Below are 19,322 nucleotides of genomic sequence, written 5' to 3'. Positions count from 1 at the left end.
TCATGGGCGGCGGTGTCCCGGGCGTCCACCGCCATCGGACCCGGGCCGGACCCGGCATCGGACCAGGGCCGGGCTCACCGGCAGGTCAGTCGGCGCCCAGCAGGGAGAGCGCGGCCAGGATCGCGGTCTCGCGCAGCTGGCGTACGTCGTCGCCGTCCTCGGCCGCCCGGGCGACCAGCTCGCGCAGCCCACCGATCAGCACCAGGGCGAGCGGTGCGCGGGCCGCGAACAGCTCGCCGGCGCCCGCCTCCTCGGCCACCCGGGCGATCAGGGAGGCGAAGGAGTCGTTGGCCATCCGGGTGAGCTCGCGCCCGGCGGCACCCAGCGCCGGGACCTCCCGGATCCAGGCGAGGGTCAGCCCGGGGTCGGCGGCGACCTCCTCCACCCAGGCGCTCACCGCCTGCACGACCTGCTCGGTCAGCGGCAGCGAGGAGTCGATCGCGGCCTCGATGCTGGCGACGGTCTGGGTGTTGCGGTCCTGCAGGAGGGCGACCAGGCAGGCGTCGCGGTCGGCGAAGTGCTGGTAGAAGGTGCGGCGCGAGGTGCGCGCGCGGCGCACGACCTCCGACACGGTGACCTCGGCGAACGGGTTGTCGCGCAGCGCCTCGGCCATCGCCGCGAGCAGGCGGGCACGGTGCTCCGCGGGGGGAGAGGTGGCGGGTGCGGGGTCAGCGTGGGTCATCGGGACTCCTTGCCGTGTCGGGCCCTCCGCCGTACGGTAGTTGGTACGGCAACGTACCGATATGGGAGGTACCTGTGGCACAGGTTAGTCCGCCCCTCGCCCGGACGCGCGCGTCGGTGCGGTGGGGCCTGGGCCACGCGCTGCCCCGCACGGCGATGACGCTCGCGGCCCGCCGCGGCGACCTGCACGCCCGGCTGGTGGTGCACAGCGGTGCGGGCGGGGAGGAGTTCTGGAGCATCGCCGAGGAGGTACGCCGGGCGGGTCCGCTGACCCGCAGCCGGTTCGCCCACGTCACCTCCTCCCACGCGGTGGTCCGTGAGGTGCTCGGCAGCCCCGACCTGCGCTCCGGCGTCGCGGTCGCGCCGGCCCGGGGACCGCTCGCCCGGCTGGCCGAGTGGGGGTACGCCGACGCGCCGCTCGGGCCGCTCTCGCCGCCGTCGCTGCTCGTCACCGAGCCCCCCGACCACACGCGGTACCGCAAGCTGGTGACCCGGGTGTTCTCGGCGCGCGCCGTGCAGGACCTCACCGAGCGGACCCGCGAGATCGCCGAGCGGCTCGCCGACGACCTCGAGCGCCGGGCCCGCACCGAGCCGAGCCTCGACCTGGTCCCGGCGTACTGCGCGCTGCTGCCGGTCACCGTCATCGCCGACATCCTCGGCGTGCCCGCGCAGGAGCGCGACGTGGTCCTGCGGCTCGGCAGCGCCGCCGCGCCGAGCCTGGACCTGGGCCTGTCCTGGTCGCGCTTCCACGCTGTCGAGGCCGCGCTGCGCGACTTCGAGGCCTGGCTGACCCACCGCCTCGAGCAGGTACGCCGCGCGCCGGGGGAGGACCTGCTCAGCCAGCTGGTGGCCGCGCAGCACGACGACGGTAGCGGAGGGCTCACCGACACCGAGCTGCGCTCCACCGCCGGGCTGGTGCTGGCGGCCGGCTTCGAGACCACCGTCAACCTGCTCGGCAACGGCGTCGCGCTGCTGGCCGCCCACCCCGAGCAGCGCGAGCTGCTGGGCCAGCAGCCGGAGCGCTGGCTCGACGCGGTCGAGGAGGTCCTGCGCCTGGACCCGCCGGTGCTGCTCACCGGCCGAGTCGCCGCCCGCGACACCGTGCTCGCCGGGGTGGAGGTGCCGGCCGGGTCGGTGATCACCGCGCTGCTGGCCGCGGCCAACCGCGACCCGGAGGTGTTCGCGGACCCCGCGCGCTTCGACGTGACCCGGGCCAAGGCCCGAGAGCACGTCTCCTTCTCCTCCGGGCGCCACTACTGCCTTGGAGCGTCGCTGGCCCGGATGGAGGGCCAGGTCGGTCTGGAGACGCTGACCCGGCGCTTCCCTGCGCTGACCGTGGAGGCGGGGGTCCGACGCCCGACCCGGATCCTGCGCGGCTACGACATGCTCCGCGTGGCTCTGCGAGCCGGTTGTGCTCCGGAGGTGGCATCGCGCTAGCATCGGTGCCAAGCACCACCTCCCGGGACTCGCCGTCCCCTGGTCCGCGTCCTGTCGGATCCACGCGCACGGCCCTGGGAACCGCATCACGATCGCCGGGCGATCGACCCGCGACTTCGTCGTACGACACGGAGAACGGGCCCGGCGTGCACCACGTGCGGGGTGCCGCACGCCTCGACCGGGGCGGAAGGCAGTCCAGAGGAGGACCCTTGGCCCGAGGAGGCCAGCGCCAGGCCGGCGCTACCCGCAACGCACCCCGAGCCCGTCGTCGTCAGCGAGAGCTGGACAACGAGGGGCTCATCCCGGTGCTCGCACGCGCCGTGCGCGAGGTCGAGACCGGGGTGCAGCGCAAGGCGGTCCGCCCCTCGACCCGCACGAAGTTCCAGGTCGTGGCCCTGCTGGTGCGCGAGGAGCGCACCCGGGTCAAGAACGACACCGGGCTCAGCGAGGGCCGTCGCGCGGAGGAGCTCAAGCGCCTCGACGGCATCGGCACGATCCTCGCCAAGACCGCCGCCCGCGACCCCTCCCTGCTCGCGCTGCTCGCCGAGGACGCCAAGGTCACCGAGGAGGCCCGCGAGCTGCGCCGCGAGATGGTGCTGGCCGCCGGTCTCGAGCCGGTCGTCGAGGAGGAGCCCGAGGCCGAGGAGGTCGCCTCGCCCTTCGCCCACCCCGAGCGCCAGGTCGTCCCCCAGTCGGTGATCGCGCGCAAGCTGGCCAACCCGTTCCTCGCCCCCGACTTCACCTTCGCCACGCGCAACGGCCACCCGCGCCGGCTCGCCGGCTGGGAGCTGCTCGGGCCGCTGTTCCGCTCCTTCGAGCAGGCCGGGCCCAGCGCCTGCATGCCGCTGCCGGAGGAGAGCGCCGTACGCGCCCCGCAGGGTCTGGAGCTGATGCCGCACCAGGCGCGCGTGATCGCCGCCGCGGCCGCCGGGCACCGCACCTTCCTGCTCGCCGACGAGCCCGGCCTGGGCAAGACCGCGCAGGCGCTGATGGCCGCGCACGCCGCCGACGCCTACCCGCTGCTGGTCGTCGTGCCCAACGTCGTCAAGACCAACTGGGCCCGCGAGGCGCACCTGTGGACGCCGGGGCGCACCGCCACCGTCATCCACGGCGATGGCCACGACGTCGACGGGTTCGCCGACATCGTCGTGATCAACTACGAGATCCTCGAGCGCCACGTCGGCTGGCTGAGCGACTTCGGGTTCCGCGGGATGGTCGTCGACGAGGCGCACTTCATCAAGAACAAGACCTCCCAGCGCTCCCAGCACGTGCTCCACATCGCCGACCGGATCCGCGAGCGGATCGCCTCGCCGCTGATGATGGCGCTCACCGGTACGCCGCTGATCAACGACATCGAGGACTTCCGCGCGATCTGGCAGTTCCTGGGCTGGATCGACGACGTCAAGCCGCTCGGCACCCTGATGGAGGCCCTCGAGGACACCGGGCTGACCCCGGCCGAGCCGGCGTTCTATCCCGCCGCCCGTGGCTGCGTGGTCAACATGGGCATCGTGCGACGTCGCAAGATCGACGTCGCCAAGGACATCCCCGCCCGCCGGGTGGCCGACCTGCCGGTCGAGCTCGACGACGAGGCCGGCCGGTCGATCCGGGCCGCCGAGCGCGAGCTGGCCCGCCGCCTGGTGGAGCGCTACCTCTCCGCGCTGGAGGTGCGCGGCCAGTCCTACGACGGCATCGACGAGGAGCTCGTACGCCGCGTCGCGACGTGGGAGCGCGAGGACACCGTCTCGGCCAAGGACGGCGAGAACGTCTTCAGCATGATGCGGCGCATCGGCCAGGCGAAGGCGGGCCTCGCGGCCGACTACGCCGCGCAGCTGGCGCGCAGCGTCGGCAAGGTCGTCTTCTTCGCCAAGCACGTCGACGTCATGGACGCCGCGGAGGAGACCTTCGCCCGCCGCGGGCTGAAGTACTCCTCGATCCGAGGCGACCAGACCCCGAAGGCGCGCCAGAAGGCGATCGACGCGTTCGTCGAGGACCCCGAGGTCGCGATCGTCGTGTGCTCGCTGAGCGCGGCCGGCGTCGGGCTCAACCTGCAGGTGGCCTCCAACCTGGTGCTCGCCGAGCTGTCGTGGACCGACGCGGAGCAGACCCAGGCGATCGACCGCATCCACCGCATCGGTCAGGAGGAGCCGGTCACCGCGTGGCGGATCATCGCCGCGCAGACCATCGACACCCGGATCGCCGAGCTCATCGACAGCAAGGCCGGCCTCGCCGCCCGTGCTCTCGACGGCTCCGACGAGGAGATCGGCGGCTCCGCGGACGTCCAGCTCGAGGCCCTTGTCAGCCTCCTCACCGACGCCCTGCAGCAGCGCTTCGGCCGCTGACCGCGGGGACTCCCGGGCCTTCGACCTGATGGTCCGGGCGTCAGCGGGGGGCGACCAGGGCGGGGCCGAAGACGAAGCGGTCCACCTCGAGGCGCAGGGCGACGCGCTGCGGGTTGGGGTGCGGGGTGCGGTAGCGGGCGGTGTAGCGCTCGATCGCGCGGGCGACGGAGTGCTCGTCGTCGCAGACGGTGGCGGTGCCCTCCAGGCTCGACCAGCGGGGCCCGTCGACCGAGCAGGCCGCGACCGGCGCGCCCGGGCCCGCGGCCCGCACGTTCGCGACCTTGCGCGAGCCCGCACTCGTGATCACCCAGGCGCACTTCTGCTCCAGGTCCAGCGACACCCCCACCGGTACGACGTGGGGCCGGCCGTCGGGGCGCAGCGTCGTGAGCGTGCAGATGTGGTACTCGGTCCAGAAGTCGAGCAGCGGCGTGGGGATGGTGTCCCAGCCGGGACGGAAGGTCGTCATCGCGTCAGTATCCGGTCGGGTCAGCGCGCGGCCGACATCGGCGTGGACGTGCGCACTCGGCGCCCCTGCCCGCCCCGCTCGCGCGGCACCGGGGGCAACGCTGCGGCGGCGAGCAGCAGCACCGCCGCGCACAGCCCGGCGGCCACCGCGGTGGGCAGCGACTCGGGGGTCTCGGCGGTGCGCCCGACGGCCACCCAGGCAAGCCCCCACGCACTGGCCAGCGCGACCGCCCAGCGGGCGCCGTATCGCCAGAAGAACCCCACCTCGAGGGTGGTCAGCAGCGCCAGCAGGGCGATGGTGCCGACCACCGCGATGGTGTCCTCGGAGGAGACGTCCCAGCGCGAGTCGCCGACCGCCGCGGCGGTGTTGGCGCAGGTCGCCACGGCCACCCAGCCGAGGTAGAGCCCGAACGTCGCGTCCACGGCCAGCCGGTCCCCCCAGCCCTCGGCACGGTGCCGGGCCAGGCGGCGTACCAGCTCGACGAGGACGGCGAGGAGCACCACGATCACCACGACGCTGAGCCAGACCAGGTCGGCCTGGGTCACCAGCAGCCAGGTCGCGTTGAGCACCATCGACGCGGCCGCCAGCCATCCGGTCGCGCGGGCCCGGACGTCGGTGGCGTTGCCGGGCAGCAGCTGCCAGATCGTGTACGCCGCCAGCCCCAGGTAGATCACCGACCAGATCGAGAACGCCGTCCCGGCCGGTGCCACCAAGGTGGCGTCCGCGGACAGCGCGCCCCCGGCCGTCTCCGCGACCGGGGTGCCGATCACGCCGGTGCCGACCAGGGTCCCGACGACGCAGAACACCTCCGCGAGCACGACGACGAGCTGGCGGACACGGTCGGTGCGTGTGGGGCCCATGGCCCCGTAGTACCCCGACGGGTCAGATCCAGCGCTCGAACCAGATCCGGTCGAGCCACTCGCCGTGGGTGAGCAGGCCGTGGGTGAGGACCGGCCAGAACCACGCGAAGTTGAGCAGCGCCAGGACCACGAACGCCCCCGACACGATCACCCCGGTCGTACGCCGCGGCGTGGCGGCCCGCGACGGCCCGATCAGGCGCCCCATGGTCAGGGTCAGCGCGAGCACCAGGAAGGGCAGCGTCAGGACCGCGTAGAAGAGGAAGATCGGCCGGTCGTCGTAGAGCAGCCAGGGCAGCCAGGTCGAGGCGGTGCCGACGACCGCGACGCCGAAGCGCCAGTCGCGTGCGCCGACCCAGGCGACCACGGCGAACAGCAGCGCGAGCAGGCCGCCCCACCAGATCACCGGGGTGCCGATCAGCAGCACCTGGCGCAGGCAGTCGCTGTCCGGCGCGGCGTCGCAGCCGCGGGTGCCGGGCTCGATGCCGGTGTCGGCGGAGACCCCGACCGGGCGGTTTAGCAGCAGCCAGCCGAGCGGCTTGGAGGCGTAGGTGTGCTCGGAGTCGTTGAGGAAGTGGGTGTGGAAGGTGTAGACGTCGCGGTGGTAGTACCACAGCGAGCGCAGCGACTGGGCCACCTCGCCGAGCCCGTCGGCGTCCGGCTCCTGGGCGGTCGGCCAGGTGGCGTCGCCCTCGGCGACCGCGCGGTCGCCGTCCATGTGGCTGTAGCGGGTGTACTGCGTGGAGGAGAGGTGCTCCTCGTACTCCTCGGCGTGCACCATCCAGCCGGTCCAGGTCGCGGTGTAGACGACGCCGGCGAGCACCACCAGGTAGCCGAACGCCGGGAGCCCGTCGGTGAGCGCGGAGCGCAGCACCGGGCGGCGTACGCCGAGGGTGCGCCGCGCGCCCGCGCTCCACAGCCAGCACAGCAGCCCGAACGCCGCGAGCGGGTAGAGCGCCGTCCACTTGGTGCCGATCGCCAGGCCCCACGCGATCCCGCCGGCGAGCAGCCACGGGCGCCACAGCATCGCGCGCACCGGCCCCCAGCCGTGGGTGACCTGGTCGGGCACCAGCCGGGCGAGGCGGGCCCGGGACCAGTCGCGGTCGTTGACGATGCACGCGACGCCGCACAGCATGAACAGGGCCAGGAAGATGTCGAGCAGGGCCAGGCGCGAGAGCACGAAGTGCAGCCCGTCCAGGCTCAGCAGCAGCCCGGCCACGCAGCCGAGCAGGGTGGAGCCGGTCATCCGGCGGACCAGGCGGCACATCACGAGCACCATCAGCGCGCCCGCGACCGCGGCCGAGACCCGCCAGCCGAACGGGTTCATCCCGAAGGCCCACTCGCCGAGCGCGATCAGCCACTTGCCGACGTCGGGGTGCACGATCATCGACGGGTCGTCGGTCCACAGCCCGGTCGTGGTGCCGTCGAGGATCTTCTCGTCGGCGCCGTCGACATGGCTGCGGACGTAGCCGTGGTGGAGCAGCGACCACGCGTCCTTGGCGTAGTAGGTCTCGTCGAAGGCGAACTCGCGCGGCGTGCCCAGGCGCCACAGCCGCAGCACCAGCGCGAGCAGCGCGATCCCGAGCGGCGCCAGCCACCCGATCAGCGGGTCGCTGCCGGTCAGTCGGCCGCGCATCCGGACCCAGGCCGAGGGGCGCGCCTCGACGGGGATCCGAGGCGGGCCGGCCGCGGGGGCCGGGCGGGTGGACGTCACGGGCACGAACAATACGGGCGCAGCGGGCCGGGAGGGCCCGGGCTGACATGATCGGGCCATGACTGGCGTGCTCGTCCTGGCCGCGACTCCGATCGGACAGGTCGGCGACGCCCCGCCCCGGCTGACCCAGGAGCTGACGACGGCGGACGTGATCGCCGCGGAGGACACCCGGCGCTTCAAGCGGCTCACCACCGACCTCGGCGTCACCGTCACCGCGCGGGTGGTCTCCTACTTCGAGGGCAACGAGGCGGCGCGCACCCCGGTGCTGCTCGAGGCGCTGCTCGCCGGTGAGCGGGTGCTGCTGGTGACCGACGCCGGGATGCCCAGCGTCTCGGACCCCGGCTACCGGCTGGTCGCCGCCGCCGTCGAGCACGACGTACGCGTCACCGCGGTGCCCGGACCGTCCGCGGTGCTGACCGCGCTCGCGGTCAGCGGGCTGCCGGTGGACCGGTTCTGCTTCGAGGGCTTCCTGCCCCGCAAGGCGGGCGAGCGCGCCCGCCGGCTGGCCGGGCTGGCCCGCGAGGAGCGCACGATGGTGTTCTTCGAGGCCCCGCACCGCACCGAGGCCGCGCTGGCGGCGATGGCGGAGGCGTTCGGGGAGGACCGGCCAGGCGCGGTGTGCCGCGAGCTGACCAAGACCCACGAGGAGGTACGCCGCGGCCCGCTCGGCGAGCTGGTGGCCTGGGCCGCCGAGGGGGTACGGGGGGAGGTGACCGTGGTCGTCTCCGGGGCCGAGCCCGGGAGCACGATCGGGACCGATCCCGAGAGCCTGCGCGCCGCGGTCACCGAGCGTGAGGAGGACGGGATGACCCGCAAGGAGGCGATCGCCGAGGTCGCGAAGGTGGCCGGGGTGCCCAAGCGCGAGGTCTACGACCTCGTGCACCGGGGGAGCGGGGCATGAGCGCCCGCCTGACCTCCTTCGAGCGCGACGGGCTGGTCTTCGACGTCCGCGACGAGGGCCCGCTCGACGGCGATCCGGTGGTCCTGCTGCACGGGTTCCCCGAGCGCGCCACCTGCTGGCGCCGCGTCGAGCCGCTGCTCGCCGAGCACGGCCTGCGCACCTACGCCCCCGACCAGCGCGGCTACTCGCCGGGCGCGCGCCCGTCGGGTCGCCACGCCTACCGCACCGGCGAGCTGGTCGCCGACGTCGTGGCCCTCATCGACCGCATCGGCGGGCCGGTGCACCTGGTCGGCCACGACTGGGGCGCCGCCGTCGGCTGGGGCCTGGCGATGACGCGCCCCGACCTGGTGCGCACCTGGACGGCCGTCTCCGTGCCGCACACGGGTGCGTTCATGTCCTCGATGCTCACCTCCACCCAGGGCCTGCACTCGACCTACATGGCGTTCTTCCAGCTGCCGCTGGTGCCCGAGCTGCTCGCCCGGCGCGGGCTGTTCGAGCCGTGGCTGCGCAGCGCGGGCATGGACGCCGAGGACCTCGACCGGTTTCGCACCGAGGTGCTCGAGGACGGTGCACTGCCCGGCGGGCTCGCCTGGTACCGCGCGGTGCCGTTCTCCCTCGGCGGCGCGAGCGGTCGCCAGGTCACCGTGCCGACCACGATGGTGTGGAGCGACGGTGACGTCGCGATCACCCGGGCGCCGGTGGAGGCCACCTCGGCGTTCGTCGAGGCGCCGTACGAGCTGGTCGTGCTGGAGGGGGTCTCGCACTGGATCCCCACCCACGCGCCGCGCGCGCTCGCCGACGCCGTGCTGGCCCGCATCGGGGCCGCATGAGCCAGCGCCCGCCCGTGCCGGAGCCGCTTCCGCACCCCGTCGTCGACAACCACTGCCACCTCGACATCGCCCGGGGCGACGAGCCGGCGCTGCCGGTCGCCGACGCGCTCGCCTCGGCCGCCGCGGTCGGCGTCACCCGGATCGTGCAGATCGGCTGCGACCTGCCCGGCGCGCGCTGGGCGGTCGAGACCGCGGCGACGTACGACGCAGTGGTGGCCGGCGTCGCGCTGCACCCCAACGAGGCGCCGCGGCTGGCGGCGACCCCGGGCGGTCTGGACGCGGCGATGGCCGAGATCGAGGCGCTGGCCGCCGCGCACCCGAAGGTCCGCGCGGTGGGGGAGACCGGGCTCGACCACTTCCGCACCGGCGAGGACGGCCGCGCCGCCCAGGTCGAGTCGTTCCGGCGCCACATCGACCTCGCCAAACGGCTGGACAAGACCCTCGTGATCCACGACCGCGACGCCCACGACGACGTGCTGGAGGTGCTGGGGGAGGAGGGCGCCCCGCCGCGCTGGGTGATGCACTGCTTCTCCGGCGACGCCGACTTCGCGCGGGCCTGCCTGGACCGCGGCGCCTACCTCTCCTTCGCCGGCACCGTCACCTTCCGCAACGCCCAGCCGCTGCGCGACGCGCTCGCGGTCACCCCGCAGGACCGGGTGCTGGTCGAGACCGACGCGCCGTACCTCACCCCGCACCCGCACCGAGGCGCGACCAACGCGTCGTACCTCGTCCCGCTCACGATGCGCCTGATGGCCGAGGTGCGCGGCGAGGACCTCGGCGAGCTCTGCGCGGCGGTCGACGCCAACACCGAGCGGGCCTTCGGGGGCAGCTGGTAGCGGTCGGTGCGGCTGGTCGCGGAGCCCGCGAGAACCTGCACTCCGCACCCCCGGAAACGGCGTCCGGGAAGCACGAGACGCTGCCCACACCGCCACAAGATGTGGGACGAGGGTTTGCAATCGGTCCGAGATCTTGTTGCAGTAGACGACTTGTAGGCCGGGATCGGGTCGATCAGACCAGTGCACCGCGGCCGGCCAGGGCCCCCATCGCGGCCCGCCAGCCGCCCCGAGCACGACGTCCGCACTGGGGAGCACGAGGCTGTGCTCGCACTGACACCCGAGGCCCGGAGAGCACGACGTATGGAGAATCGTGGCTTCCACGCTGTCCACCCTGCGCGCCCGTCTGGGCCGCATCACCCGTAGCCGGGCCATCCTCGGCACCCTGGCGGCCGTCGTCGTCCTCGCGGTCGCCGGCACCACTCTCGGCTACAGCGCCCTGACCACCACGGTGACCCTGTCCCTGGACGGCGAGTCCCGCGAGGTCCGCGCGATGGGCGGCACCGTCGGCGACGTCCTCGAGTCCGAGGGCATCGAGGTCGGCAAGCACGACATCGTCGCCCCCGGCGTCGAGGAGGAGGTCTCCGACGGGTCGAAGATCTCGGTCCGCTTCGGGCGCCCCCTCGAGGTGACCATCGACGGCGAGACCCAGACCTACTGGGTGACCTCCACCGAGGTCGACGACGCGCTGGACGAGATCGGCCGCTCCTTCGCCGCCGCCCGCCTCTCCACGAGCCGCGGCGCGCTGATCAGCCGCTCGGGCCTCGAGCTCGAGGTCGTCACCCCCAAGAAGCTCACCTTCGCCATCGCCGGTCGCAAGCCGGTGCAGAAGACGGTCACCGCCCTCACCGTGCGTGAGGCGCTGCGCGCGATGAAGGTCAAGGTCGACGACCTCGACCAGGTGAGGCCCGGCCTGAAGACCGAGGTCGAGGACGGCGACAAGATCGTCCTCACCGACATCCGCAAGGAGACCCGCCGGGTCGAGGGCGAGCGCATCGACTTCTCGACCGAGGAACGCGAGGACGCCTCGATCTACGAGGGCGAGGAGAAGGTCGAGCGCGAGGGCCGCGCGGGCAGCCGCGACGTCACCTACCGCCTCACCTACCGCAACGGCGAGGTCGTCGAGCGCAAGGTCGTGAAGCAGAACGTCACCGCCAAGCCCGTCTCGCGCATCGTGCTGGTCGGCACCAAGGAGAAGCCCGCGCCGGCCCCCGCCGCGCCGGCCCCGAACTACGCCGGTGGCGACACCGTGTGGGACCGCCTGGCGCAGTGCGAGTCCGGTGGCAACTGGGCCACCAACACCGGCAACGGCTACTACGGCGGCCTGCAGTTCAGCGCCTCCACCTGGGCCGCCGTCGGTGGCACCGGCCTGCCGCACCAGCACAGCCGCGAGGAGCAGATCAAGCGCGGACAGATCCTGCAGTCGCGTGCCGGCTGGGGCCAGTGGCCGCACTGCTCCTCCCAGCTCGGCCTGCGCTGAGCACCACCCAGCAGGCCGCCTCGACTGCGAGAACCGGGCTCACGCTGACTACGCTGGCGCCCATGTCTGACACCTCCGCCGGTCCGAAGCTCCTCGGACCGGCGGAGGTGCGTCAGCTCGCGGCCGAGCTCGACCTGCGCCCCACCAAGCAGCGCGGCCAGAACTTCGTGATCGACGCCAACACGGTGCGTCGCATCGTGCGCGAGTCGCGGATCGGCGAGAACGACGTCGTGGTCGAGGTCGGCCCCGGCCTCGGCTCGCTCACCCTGGCGCTGCTCGAGGTCGCCGGCCGGGTGACCGCCATCGAGCTGGACCCCGTCCTCGCCGCCCGGCTGCCGCAGACCATCGCCGAGCACGCGCCCGCCCAGGCCGACCGCTTCGAGCTGGTCCTCGGCGACGCGATGCGGGTCACCGAGGTCCCCGGCCCGGCCCCGACCGCGCTGGTCGCGAACCTGCCCTACAACGTCTCGGTGCCGGTGCTGCTGCACCTGCTCGAGCTGCTGCCCAGCCTCGAGCGCGGCCTGGTGATGGTGCAGGCCGAGGTCGCCGACCGGCTGGCCGCCCGCCCCGGCTCCAAGGTGTACGGCGTCCCGTCGGTCAAGGCGGCCTGGTACGCCGACGTGCGCCGCGCCGGCTCGATCGGGCGCAACGTCTTCTGGCCGGCCCCCAACGTCGACTCCGGGCTGGTGGCCTGGACCCGCCGGGAGCCGCCGACCACCACCGCGACGCGCGAGGAGGTCTTCGCCGTCGTCGACGCCGCCTTCGCCCAGCGCCGCAAGGCCCTGCGCGGCGTGCTCAAGCCGCTCGCCGGCTCCGCTGCGGTCCTCGACGCCGCGCTCGCGGCCGCCGGCATCGACCCGTTGGCCCGTGGCGAGTCGCTGGGCATCGAGCAGTTCGTGGCCCTCACCGAGGGCATCGTCGCCGGGCGCCGCGAGGAGCGCGGATGAGCGAGCGCACCGTCCGTGCCCCCGCGAAGATCAACCTGCACCTCGGCGTCGGTGCCCCGCGCGGGGACGGCTTCCACCCGCTGGTGACCGTCTACCAGGCCGTGGGCCTGCACGACGACGTCACCGTGCGCGAGGCCGACGACTGGTCGGTCGAGGTCGCGGTCGCCGACTGGATGGCGGGCGTCGAGCTGCCGTCGGTGGCCGACAACATCGTCACCCGCGCGGCCGACCTGCTCGCTGCGCACCACGGCGTACCGCGTCGCGGGGCGGCGTACGTCGCCAAGGCGATCCCGGTCGCCGGCGGAATGGCCGGCGGCTCCGCGGACGCCGCCGCCGCCCTGGTCGCACTGGACCGGCTCTGGGGCACCCAGACCACCGACGAGGACCTGCTGCGCCTGGCCGCCGAGCTCGGCAGCGACGTGCCGTTCGCCCTGGTGGGCGGCACCGCGCTGGGCACCGGACGCGGCGAGGTCGTCGAGCGGGTCCCCGACGCCGGCACCTGGTGGTGGGTGGCGGTGCCCTCGGCCGAGGGGCTGTCCACCCCCGCGGTCTACCGCCACTACGACGCGATGTTCCCCGACGCCGACCCCGAGCCGCGCAGCGCCGACGCGCTGCTGGCCGCCCTGGCCGCCGGCGACGCCGACGCGCTGGCCGCCGCCCTGCACAACGACCTGCAGGCCCCCGCGCTCGACCTGCGACCCGAGCTCGGCGACCTGATCGCCCGGGGCGAGGAGGCCGGCGCGCTGCGCGGGCTGCTCTCCGGCTCGGGCCCCACCTGCCTGTTCCTCTGCCGCGACGGCGACCACGCCCGTGAGCTCGCCGCGGCCCTCGACGCCGGCGATCCCGGCGACCCCCCGCACCCGACAGTCCTCGTCGCCAACGGCGCGGTCTCGGGAGCCCACCTCGTGGAGTACGCGTGAGCACCGCCCCGAACAACCTGATCAACCTCGAGCGCGTCTCGAAGTCCTACGGCGTCCGCCCGCTGCTGAGCGAGGTGTCCCTCGGCATCGGCGCGGGGGAGCGGATCGGCATCGTCGGACGCAACGGCGACGGCAAGACCACGCTGCTCGAGGTGATGACCGGCATCGAGGAGCCCGACAGCGGGCGCGTGTCGCGCACCCGCGGGCTGCTGATCGGCTACCTGCACCAGGGCGACGAGCTCTCCGACGAGCACACCGTGCGCGAGGCCGTGCTCGCCGGGCTCGCCGACCACGAGTGGGCCGCCGACCCGCGCACCCGCGAGGTCGTGGAGGTGCTGCTGGCCGGGATCGAGCTCGACCGTCCCGTCGTCGGGCTCTCCGGCGGCGAGCGGCGCCGCTGCTCGCTGGCCGCGCTGCTGATCGGCGACCACGACCTGCTCGTGCTCGACGAGCCCACCAACCACCTCGACGTCGAGGCGGTCGCCTGGCTGGCCGCCCACGTCGCCGCCCGGCCCTCCGCGCTCGTCGTGGTCACCCACGACCGGTGGTTCCTCGACGCGGTGTGCCAGTGGACCTGGGAGGTCCACGACGGCGCCGTCGACGCCTACGAGGGCGGGTACGCCGCGTTCGTGCTCGCCAAGGCCGAGCGGCAGCGCCAGTCCGCGGCCTCCGAGGTGCGCCGGCAGAACCTGGTCCGCAAGGAGCTCGCCTGGCTGCGCCGCGGCGCCCCGGCGCGCACCTCGAAGCCGAAGTTCCGCATCGACGCCGCCAACGCCCTGATCGAGGACGTGCCGCCGCCGCGCGACCGGCTCGAGCTGCAGAAGTTCGCCGCCCAGCGCCTCGGCAAGGACGTGCTCGACGTCGAGGACGTCGACCTGTTCCGCGGCGAGCGGCAGCTGCTGCACCACGCGACCTGGCGCATCGGTCCCGGCGACCGGATCGGCATCGTCGGGGTCAACGGCGCCGGCAAGACCTCCCTGCTCTCGCTGCTCGCCGGCGACCTGGAGCCGAGCGCCGGCAAGGTGAAGACCGGCCGCACGGTGGCGCTGCGACACCTGACCCAGCAGCTCGACCACCTCGACCCGACCGCGCGGGTGCTGCCGACCGTGGAGCGGGTGCGGCAGCTGACCCGCACCACCGACGGCGGCGAGATCACCGCGACCTCGATGCTGGAGCGCTTCGGCTTCACCGGCGACCGGCTGACCGCGCGCATCGGCGACCTCTCCGGTGGCGAGCGCCGCCGCTTCCAGCTGCTGATGCTGCTGCTCGACGAGCCCAACGTGCTGCTGCTCGACGAGCCGACCAACGACCTCGACATCGACACCCTCAACGTGCTCGAGGACTTCCTCGACCGCTGGCCCGGCACCCTGATCGTGGTCTCCCACGACCGGTACTTCCTGGAGCGGGTCACCGACTCGATCTGGGCGCTGCTCGGCGACGGCACCGTCTCGATGCTGCCGCGCGGGGTGGAGGAGTACCTCGAGCGCCGCGAGGCCGCGCTGGCCGCCGAGGACGCCGCTCTCGCCGCGGCTGCCGCGGCCCCCGCCGTACCGACCGCGGGTGGGTCCACCAAGGCCCGCTCCGGCTCCGCCGAGGAGCGTACGGCGCGCAAGGCCCTGGCGCGGGTGGAGAAGCGGCTCGCGAAGATCGCGGAGCAGGAGGCGGTGCTGGAGGAGAAGATGGCCGCCAACCTCGAGGACTACGCTCTGCTCGCCGACCTGGGCAAGCAGCGGTCGGCGCTCGCAGAGGAGAGGGACGCCCTCGAGCTGGAGTGGCTCGAGGCCTCCGAGCAGCTCGGCTGAGCCGAGCCGGGGGCGTCAGCTGAACGGCACCAGCAGGGTGCGCAGCAGCGAGGCCAGCTGAGCCTGCTGGTCGGTGTCGAGGTCGGCGAGGATGCCGGCCTCGGCCTCGAGCAGCTCGGTGAACGCGCTGTCCACCGCCCGCTTGCCGTCGGCGGTGAGGCGCACCAGCACCCCGCGGCGGTCGTGCGGGTCGGGCAGCCGCTCGACGAAGCCGCGCGCCGCGAGCCGGTCGACCCGGTTGGTCATCGTCCCGCTGGTCACCAGCGTCTCGCGCAGCAGCCGACCGGGGGAGAGCTCGTACGGCGTACCGGCGCGGCGCAGCGCGGCCAGGACGTCGAACTCCCATGCCTCGATGCCGTGCTGGATGAACGCCGTACGGCGGGCCAGGTCGAGGTGGCGCGCGAGGCGCGAGATCCGGCTGAAGACGGCGACGGGGGCCAGGTCCAGGTCGGCGCGCTCGCGTCCCCAGGCCTCGACCAGCTCGTCGACCTCGTCCCGCATGGCGTCATGGTAGCGCCCCGGTCGAGAATCTTGACATCGAGAGACTCTGGGAGCAGGGTGGAATTACCTCGACGTCAAGAGACTTCGGGAGGTTTGTGACCCGGGAGGCTTCGATGAGCGTGCCGTCCACCCCGCGTGACCCGTTCCACCCGTTCGCTTGGGACCCCGAGCGTTATCTCGCCTACGGCGACGAGCGCGGGCGCCCGTTCCTCGACCTGATGGCGCGCGTCGGCGCCACTGCGCCGCAGCGGGTGGTCGACCTCGGCTGCGGTCCGGGCCACCTCACCGTGCTGCTGGCGGCCCGCTGGCCGCAGGCCGACGTGCTCGGCGTCGACGCGAGCCCGGAGATGGTGGAGCGGGCCCGCGCCGACCATCCCGGCCTGACGGTCGAGCTGGGGGACCTGCGCTCGTGGGTGCCGGCGGCGCCGGTGGACGTGCTGGTGGCCAACGCGGTGCTGCAGTGGGTGCCCGGCCACCTGTCCCTGCTGGCCCGGCTGCTCGAGGCGGTCCGGCCGGGTGGCTGGCTGGCCTTCCAGGTGCCGGGCAACTTCGCCGAGCCCAGCCACGCGCTGCGCCGCGAGCTCGCCGCGCAGGAGCCGTACGCCGCCCACACCGCCGGCGCGGCGGAACCGGACGCCCACGACCCGGCGGTCTACCTCGCGGCGCTGGCCGGCCTCGGCTGCGCGGTCGATGCCTGGGAGACGACCTACTTGCACGTGCTGCAGGGCCCGGACCCGGTGCTGGGCTGGATCTCCGGGACCGGGGCGCGCCCGACCCTGGAGGCACTCGAGGCGGCGTCCCCGCGACTGCGCGCGTCCTTCGAGGAGGAGTTGCGCCGCCGCCTCGCCGCGGCGTACCCCGCCACGTCGTACGGCGTGGTGCTGCCGTTTCGCAGGGTCTTCGTGGTCGCCCGGCGCGGGGAGGGATCGTGACGCCCGCCGGGGCGCGGGGCGAGGCCGCGCTGCGCCTGCACCACGTGCAGCTCTCCTGCCCGCCCGGCGGGGAGGGTCTGGCCCGGCGGTTCTGGGCCGAGGGACTGGGGCTGGCCGAGGTGGAGAAGCCGCCGGCGCTGCGCCCGCGCGGCGGCGCCTGGTTCCGCTCGCACGACGGGGGCGGCGCGATCGTCGCCGAGATCCACGTCGGCGTGGAGGACCCGTTCGTGTCTGCCCGGCGCGCGCACCCCGCGCTGCTGCTGGCCGACCTGGCCGCGCTCGAGGCGACCGGCGCGCGACTGGAGACGCTCGGCTTCGAGGTCGACCACCGCGAGCGGCACACCTTCGCCGGCTACGAGCGGTTGCATGTCCGCGACGGGCACGGCAACCGGGTGGAGCTGCTGGCCGAGGCCGCTGCGCGACACTGAGACAGGCCGGACGAGAGGCCCCGCGAGAAGACAGGGGCCCCTCGAGCGAAGCGGGGGGAGCTACGCCCGAGGGGCCGCGGCCTACGCTAGCAGTCCCCGGCGACGAATGAGAGGACCCCCAGGTCCCGGATCGCCGCGCAGGAGCGCGCGACCATGGCGGCGAACATCCGATCGCCGCGCTCGCTGCGGGCGCCGTAGGCGCACCCGAACACCGACACCAGCGGCCCCTGGAGCATCGCGAAGCGGTAGTCCTCCCACGCCTCGCGCCCGGTGTAGCCGCCGACCCCGTGCCCCACCAGCGCGGTGTGCCAGGCGCCGACCAGGTCGCGCTCGTGGGTGCGGCGGTCGGCGACGGAGAGACCGGTGCCGAGGAAGTACGCCAGGTCGCGGGCCGGCAGCGCCAGCGACAGGGTCTGCCAGTCCAGCGCCACGCAGCCGGCGGCGCCGTCGGGCGCGAACATCAGGTTGTCGAGGCGGTAGTCGCCGTGCACCAGGCCGAACCGCTCGCCGCGGGCCAGGACCCAGCGCTCGCACAGCGGCACGCAGGCCGCCAGGGTCGCGGCGTCGGCGGGATCGACGAGGTCGCCCAGCCCGGCCAGGAAGATCTCGGTCGCGGGCCCGTAGAGCTCCGCCAGCAGCGCGGCGCCCTCGGGACCGCTGCGGTCCAGGCCCTCGATCGCGAGCAGCGTCGGGTCGCACCAGCGCGGCCCGTGCAGCCCGGCGAGGTTGACCACCGCGTCGTGCGCCTGGGCCGGCGAGCACCCGGCGACCTGGTCGCCCTGCACCCGCGGCGCGAGGTCCTCCAGCAGCAGGGTGAAGTCCGCGCCGTCGCCGCTCCAGGCGGCGTGGTGCACCCGCGGCACGCGCACCGCCACGGTCGGGGCGATCTCGGCGTAGAACCGCAGCTCGCAGCGGTAGGCGCCGGCCACCATCGCCCGGGCGGCGGGGTCGGCAGCGGGCAGCTTGGCGAGCAGTACGCCGGGGACGCGCGCGCCGACGTCCGGTCCGGTGAGCCGCAGCCGGAAGCAGGTGGCCATCTGGCCGGTCCCGACCGGCTCGGCGACCACGGTGTCGATGCGGCCGCCCAGGGCCTCCGAGAGCCACTGCGGGCTCAGCTCCTCCGGCGTGGTGGCGACGGTCGTGGTGCTCATCGCAGCCACCCGGGGTTGCGCGGCAGCGCGTCCAGCCCGTCGGGGCGCACCGTCCGCCAGGCGTCCAGCACCGGCGCCAGCTCGGCCGGGGTGGCGCCGTGCAGGATCACGCTGTCGGCGCCCGCGTCGAGCTGGTCGCCGACCCGGGCGGCGCACTGCGCGGGCGAGCCGTACGCCGCGGGCAGCCACTCCGCCGGCAGCAGCTCGGCCAGCCGGCCGAGCTCGTCCACGGTGCCGACCGCGTCGAACGCCCCGGCGTACCCGCTCACCAGCGGGTCCTCGCGGAAGCGGCGCAGCACCTCGGGGTCCCAGCCGTTCGCGCTGACCAGCACCTCGCCGTACCCCTGGAGGTAGGTGGCGAGGCGACCGACCAGGCGGCGCAACCGCTGCTCGTCGGTGACGGGATCGGGGACGGTCGCGAGCACCGCCCAGACGCGCACCGCGGCCGGGTCGCGTCCGGCCTCCTCGGCCGCGCGCCGCACGGTGGCGACCGAGCGGGCCAGGGTCTCGTCGGTGAGGAAGGTGTGCAGCACGACGCCGTCGGCGACCCGACCGGCGAGCGCGAGCGACCTCGGGCCGATGGCGGTCATCAGCACGGGGACGTCCTCGTCGAAGGACGAGTCCTGGGAGAGGTAGGGGAAGCGGCCGGCCGGACCGTCGTGCCCGAACGCCTCGCCGCGCCACAGTCGCCGGTAGATCCCGATCGCGTCGGCGAGCTGGGCGCTGGTCACGCGGGGCAGGCCCATGACGTCGAAGAGCAGGTCGAAGCCGCGTCCGAGGCCGAGGGCGTAGCGCCCGTGGCTCATCCGGTGCAGCGTCGTGGCCATCGTGGCGGTGACCAGCGGGTGCCGGGTGTTGTGGTTGGTCGCGGCGGTGCCGATCCCGATCCGCTCGGAGGCGGCCACCGCGGCCCCGGCCAGCACGCCGGCGTCCTTGAGGTTGAACCGCTCGGAGAGGAAGACCGCTCCGATGCCCAGCCGCTCGGCCAGGCGGACCTCCTCCAGGAGGTCGGCGGGGGAGGAGGTGTGCCCCGCCAGCCCGTAGCAGCCGATCTCCGGCAGTGGCGCGTGCGATGTGGCGTGGGTCACGTCGCGGACGCTAGC

18 protein-coding genes are annotated in these 19,322 nt (G+C 74.2%); 11 read left to right on the top strand and 7 right to left on the bottom strand.

Features of this window, described 5'->3' with window-relative positions; all coding sequences use genetic code 11:
* Positions 1-85: 85 nt before the first annotated feature.
* Positions 86-682, bottom strand: coding sequence for a TetR/AcrR family transcriptional regulator (locus HBO46_RS17705; RefSeq protein ID WP_166134064.1), 597 nt, complete (start codon positions 680-682; stop codon positions 86-88).
* Positions 683-798: 116 nt separating this feature from the next.
* On the opposite strand from HBO46_RS17705, the gene HBO46_RS17700 reads away from it, so the two are divergent.
* Together HBO46_RS17700 and HBO46_RS17695 are read left to right on the top strand one after the other, a co-directional pair.
* Positions 799-2,118, top strand: coding sequence for a cytochrome P450 (locus HBO46_RS17700; RefSeq protein WP_224769212.1), 1,320 nt, complete (start codon positions 799-801; stop codon positions 2,116-2,118).
* A 209-nt stretch (positions 2,119-2,327) separates the two neighbouring features.
* The gene (locus HBO46_RS17695) at positions 2,328-4,457 is read left to right on the top strand and encodes a DEAD/DEAH box helicase (protein WP_166134062.1); all 2,130 of its coding nucleotides are present in this window, start codon (positions 2,328-2,330) and stop codon (positions 4,455-4,457) included.
* A 40-nt stretch (positions 4,458-4,497) separates the two neighbouring features.
* Here the strand turns inward: HBO46_RS17695 and HBO46_RS17690 are convergent, their stop codons facing one another.
* From HBO46_RS17690 to HBO46_RS17680, 3 genes are read right to left on the bottom strand one after another with little or no spacing between them, the layout of a single operon-like run.
* Complete coding sequence (locus tag HBO46_RS17690; RefSeq protein ID WP_166134060.1) at positions 4,498-4,923, bottom strand: pyridoxamine 5'-phosphate oxidase family protein; 426 nt, start codon at positions 4,921-4,923, stop codon at positions 4,498-4,500.
* Positions 4,924-4,943: 20 nt separating this feature from the next.
* On the bottom strand, positions 4,944-5,783 hold the full coding sequence (locus HBO46_RS17685) for a tryptophan-rich sensory protein (protein WP_191480170.1): 840 nt from the start codon (positions 5,781-5,783) through the stop codon (positions 4,944-4,946).
* A 22-nt stretch (positions 5,784-5,805) separates the two neighbouring features.
* Complete coding sequence (locus tag HBO46_RS17680; protein WP_224769211.1) at positions 5,806-7,494, bottom strand: dolichyl-phosphate-mannose--protein mannosyltransferase; 1,689 nt, start codon at positions 7,492-7,494, stop codon at positions 5,806-5,808.
* A gap of 58 nt (positions 7,495-7,552) precedes the next feature.
* Here HBO46_RS17680 and rsmI point away from each other — a divergent pair, with 58 nt between their 5' ends.
* From rsmI to HBO46_RS17645, 7 genes are all read left to right on the top strand, one after another.
* Entirely contained in the window at positions 7,553-8,395 is an 843-nt protein-coding gene (gene rsmI, locus HBO46_RS17675) for a 16S rRNA (cytidine(1402)-2'-O)-methyltransferase (protein WP_166134056.1), read from the top strand.
* Positions 8,392-9,225 (top strand): alpha/beta fold hydrolase, encoded by an 834-nt coding sequence (locus HBO46_RS17670; protein ID WP_166134054.1) that lies wholly within the window; start codon positions 8,392-8,394, stop codon positions 9,223-9,225. The genes rsmI and HBO46_RS17670 overlap by 4 nt, the downstream gene beginning before the upstream one ends.
* Positions 9,222-10,061 carry a TatD family hydrolase gene (locus HBO46_RS17665; protein ID WP_166134052.1) on the top strand — a complete coding sequence of 280 codons (840 nt, stop codon included), beginning with the start codon at positions 9,222-9,224 and terminating at the stop codon, positions 10,059-10,061. The genes HBO46_RS17670 and HBO46_RS17665 overlap by 4 nt, the downstream gene beginning before the upstream one ends.
* Positions 10,062-10,371: 310 nt before the next feature.
* Complete coding sequence (locus HBO46_RS20815) at positions 10,372-11,538, top strand: transglycosylase family protein (RefSeq protein WP_166134050.1); 1,167 nt, start codon at positions 10,372-10,374, stop codon at positions 11,536-11,538.
* A 62-nt stretch (positions 11,539-11,600) separates the two neighbouring features.
* Positions 11,601-12,485 carry a 16S rRNA (adenine(1518)-N(6)/adenine(1519)-N(6))-dimethyltransferase RsmA gene (rsmA, locus tag HBO46_RS17655; RefSeq protein ID WP_166134049.1) on the top strand — a complete coding sequence of 295 codons (885 nt, stop codon included), beginning with the start codon at positions 11,601-11,603 and terminating at the stop codon, positions 12,483-12,485.
* The gene (locus HBO46_RS17650; protein WP_166134048.1) at positions 12,482-13,405 is read left to right on the top strand and encodes a 4-(cytidine 5'-diphospho)-2-C-methyl-D-erythritol kinase; all 924 of its coding nucleotides are present in this window, start codon (positions 12,482-12,484) and stop codon (positions 13,403-13,405) included. Before rsmA ends, HBO46_RS17650 begins: the two co-directional genes overlap by 4 nt.
* Entirely contained in the window at positions 13,402-15,207 is a 1,806-nt protein-coding gene (locus tag HBO46_RS17645; RefSeq protein WP_166134047.1) for an ABC-F family ATP-binding cassette domain-containing protein, read from the top strand. Before HBO46_RS17650 ends, HBO46_RS17645 begins: the two co-directional genes overlap by 4 nt.
* A gap of 15 nt (positions 15,208-15,222) precedes the next feature.
* Here HBO46_RS17645 and HBO46_RS17640 read toward each other — a convergent pair whose 3' ends face one another.
* On the bottom strand, positions 15,223-15,708 hold the full coding sequence (locus tag HBO46_RS17640; RefSeq protein ID WP_166134046.1) for a MarR family winged helix-turn-helix transcriptional regulator: 486 nt from the start codon (positions 15,706-15,708) through the stop codon (positions 15,223-15,225).
* A 113-nt stretch (positions 15,709-15,821) separates the two neighbouring features.
* Here HBO46_RS17640 and HBO46_RS17635 point away from each other — a divergent pair, with 113 nt between their 5' ends.
* Entirely contained in the window at positions 15,822-16,640 is an 819-nt protein-coding gene (locus tag HBO46_RS17635) for a trans-aconitate 2-methyltransferase (RefSeq protein ID WP_166134045.1), read from the top strand.
* Positions 16,637-17,068: a VOC family protein gene (locus HBO46_RS17630; protein ID WP_224769209.1), complete on the top strand. Its 432-nt coding sequence runs from the start codon at positions 16,637-16,639 to the stop codon at positions 17,066-17,068. Before HBO46_RS17635 ends, HBO46_RS17630 begins: the two co-directional genes overlap by 4 nt.
* An 86-nt stretch (positions 17,069-17,154) precedes the next feature.
* Here the strand turns inward: HBO46_RS17630 and HBO46_RS17625 are convergent, their stop codons facing one another.
* Both HBO46_RS17625 and HBO46_RS17620 read right to left on the bottom strand, forming a co-directional pair.
* Positions 17,155-18,219 (bottom strand): phosphotransferase family protein, encoded by a 1,065-nt coding sequence (locus HBO46_RS17625; RefSeq protein ID WP_166134043.1) that lies wholly within the window; start codon positions 18,217-18,219, stop codon positions 17,155-17,157.
* On the bottom strand, positions 18,216-19,307 hold the full coding sequence (locus HBO46_RS17620; protein ID WP_166134041.1) for a TIGR03857 family LLM class F420-dependent oxidoreductase: 1,092 nt from the start codon (positions 19,305-19,307) through the stop codon (positions 18,216-18,218). The genes HBO46_RS17625 and HBO46_RS17620 overlap by 4 nt, the downstream gene beginning before the upstream one ends.
* Positions 19,308-19,322 lie beyond the last annotated feature (15 nt).

Source organism: Nocardioides ochotonae, from assembly GCF_011420305.2.
GTDB lineage: Bacteria > Actinomycetota > Actinomycetes > Propionibacteriales > Nocardioidaceae > Nocardioides > Nocardioides ochotonae.
The sequence above is the reverse complement of the archived record's forward strand: the minus strand, read 5'-3'. Positions and strand labels throughout refer to the sequence as shown.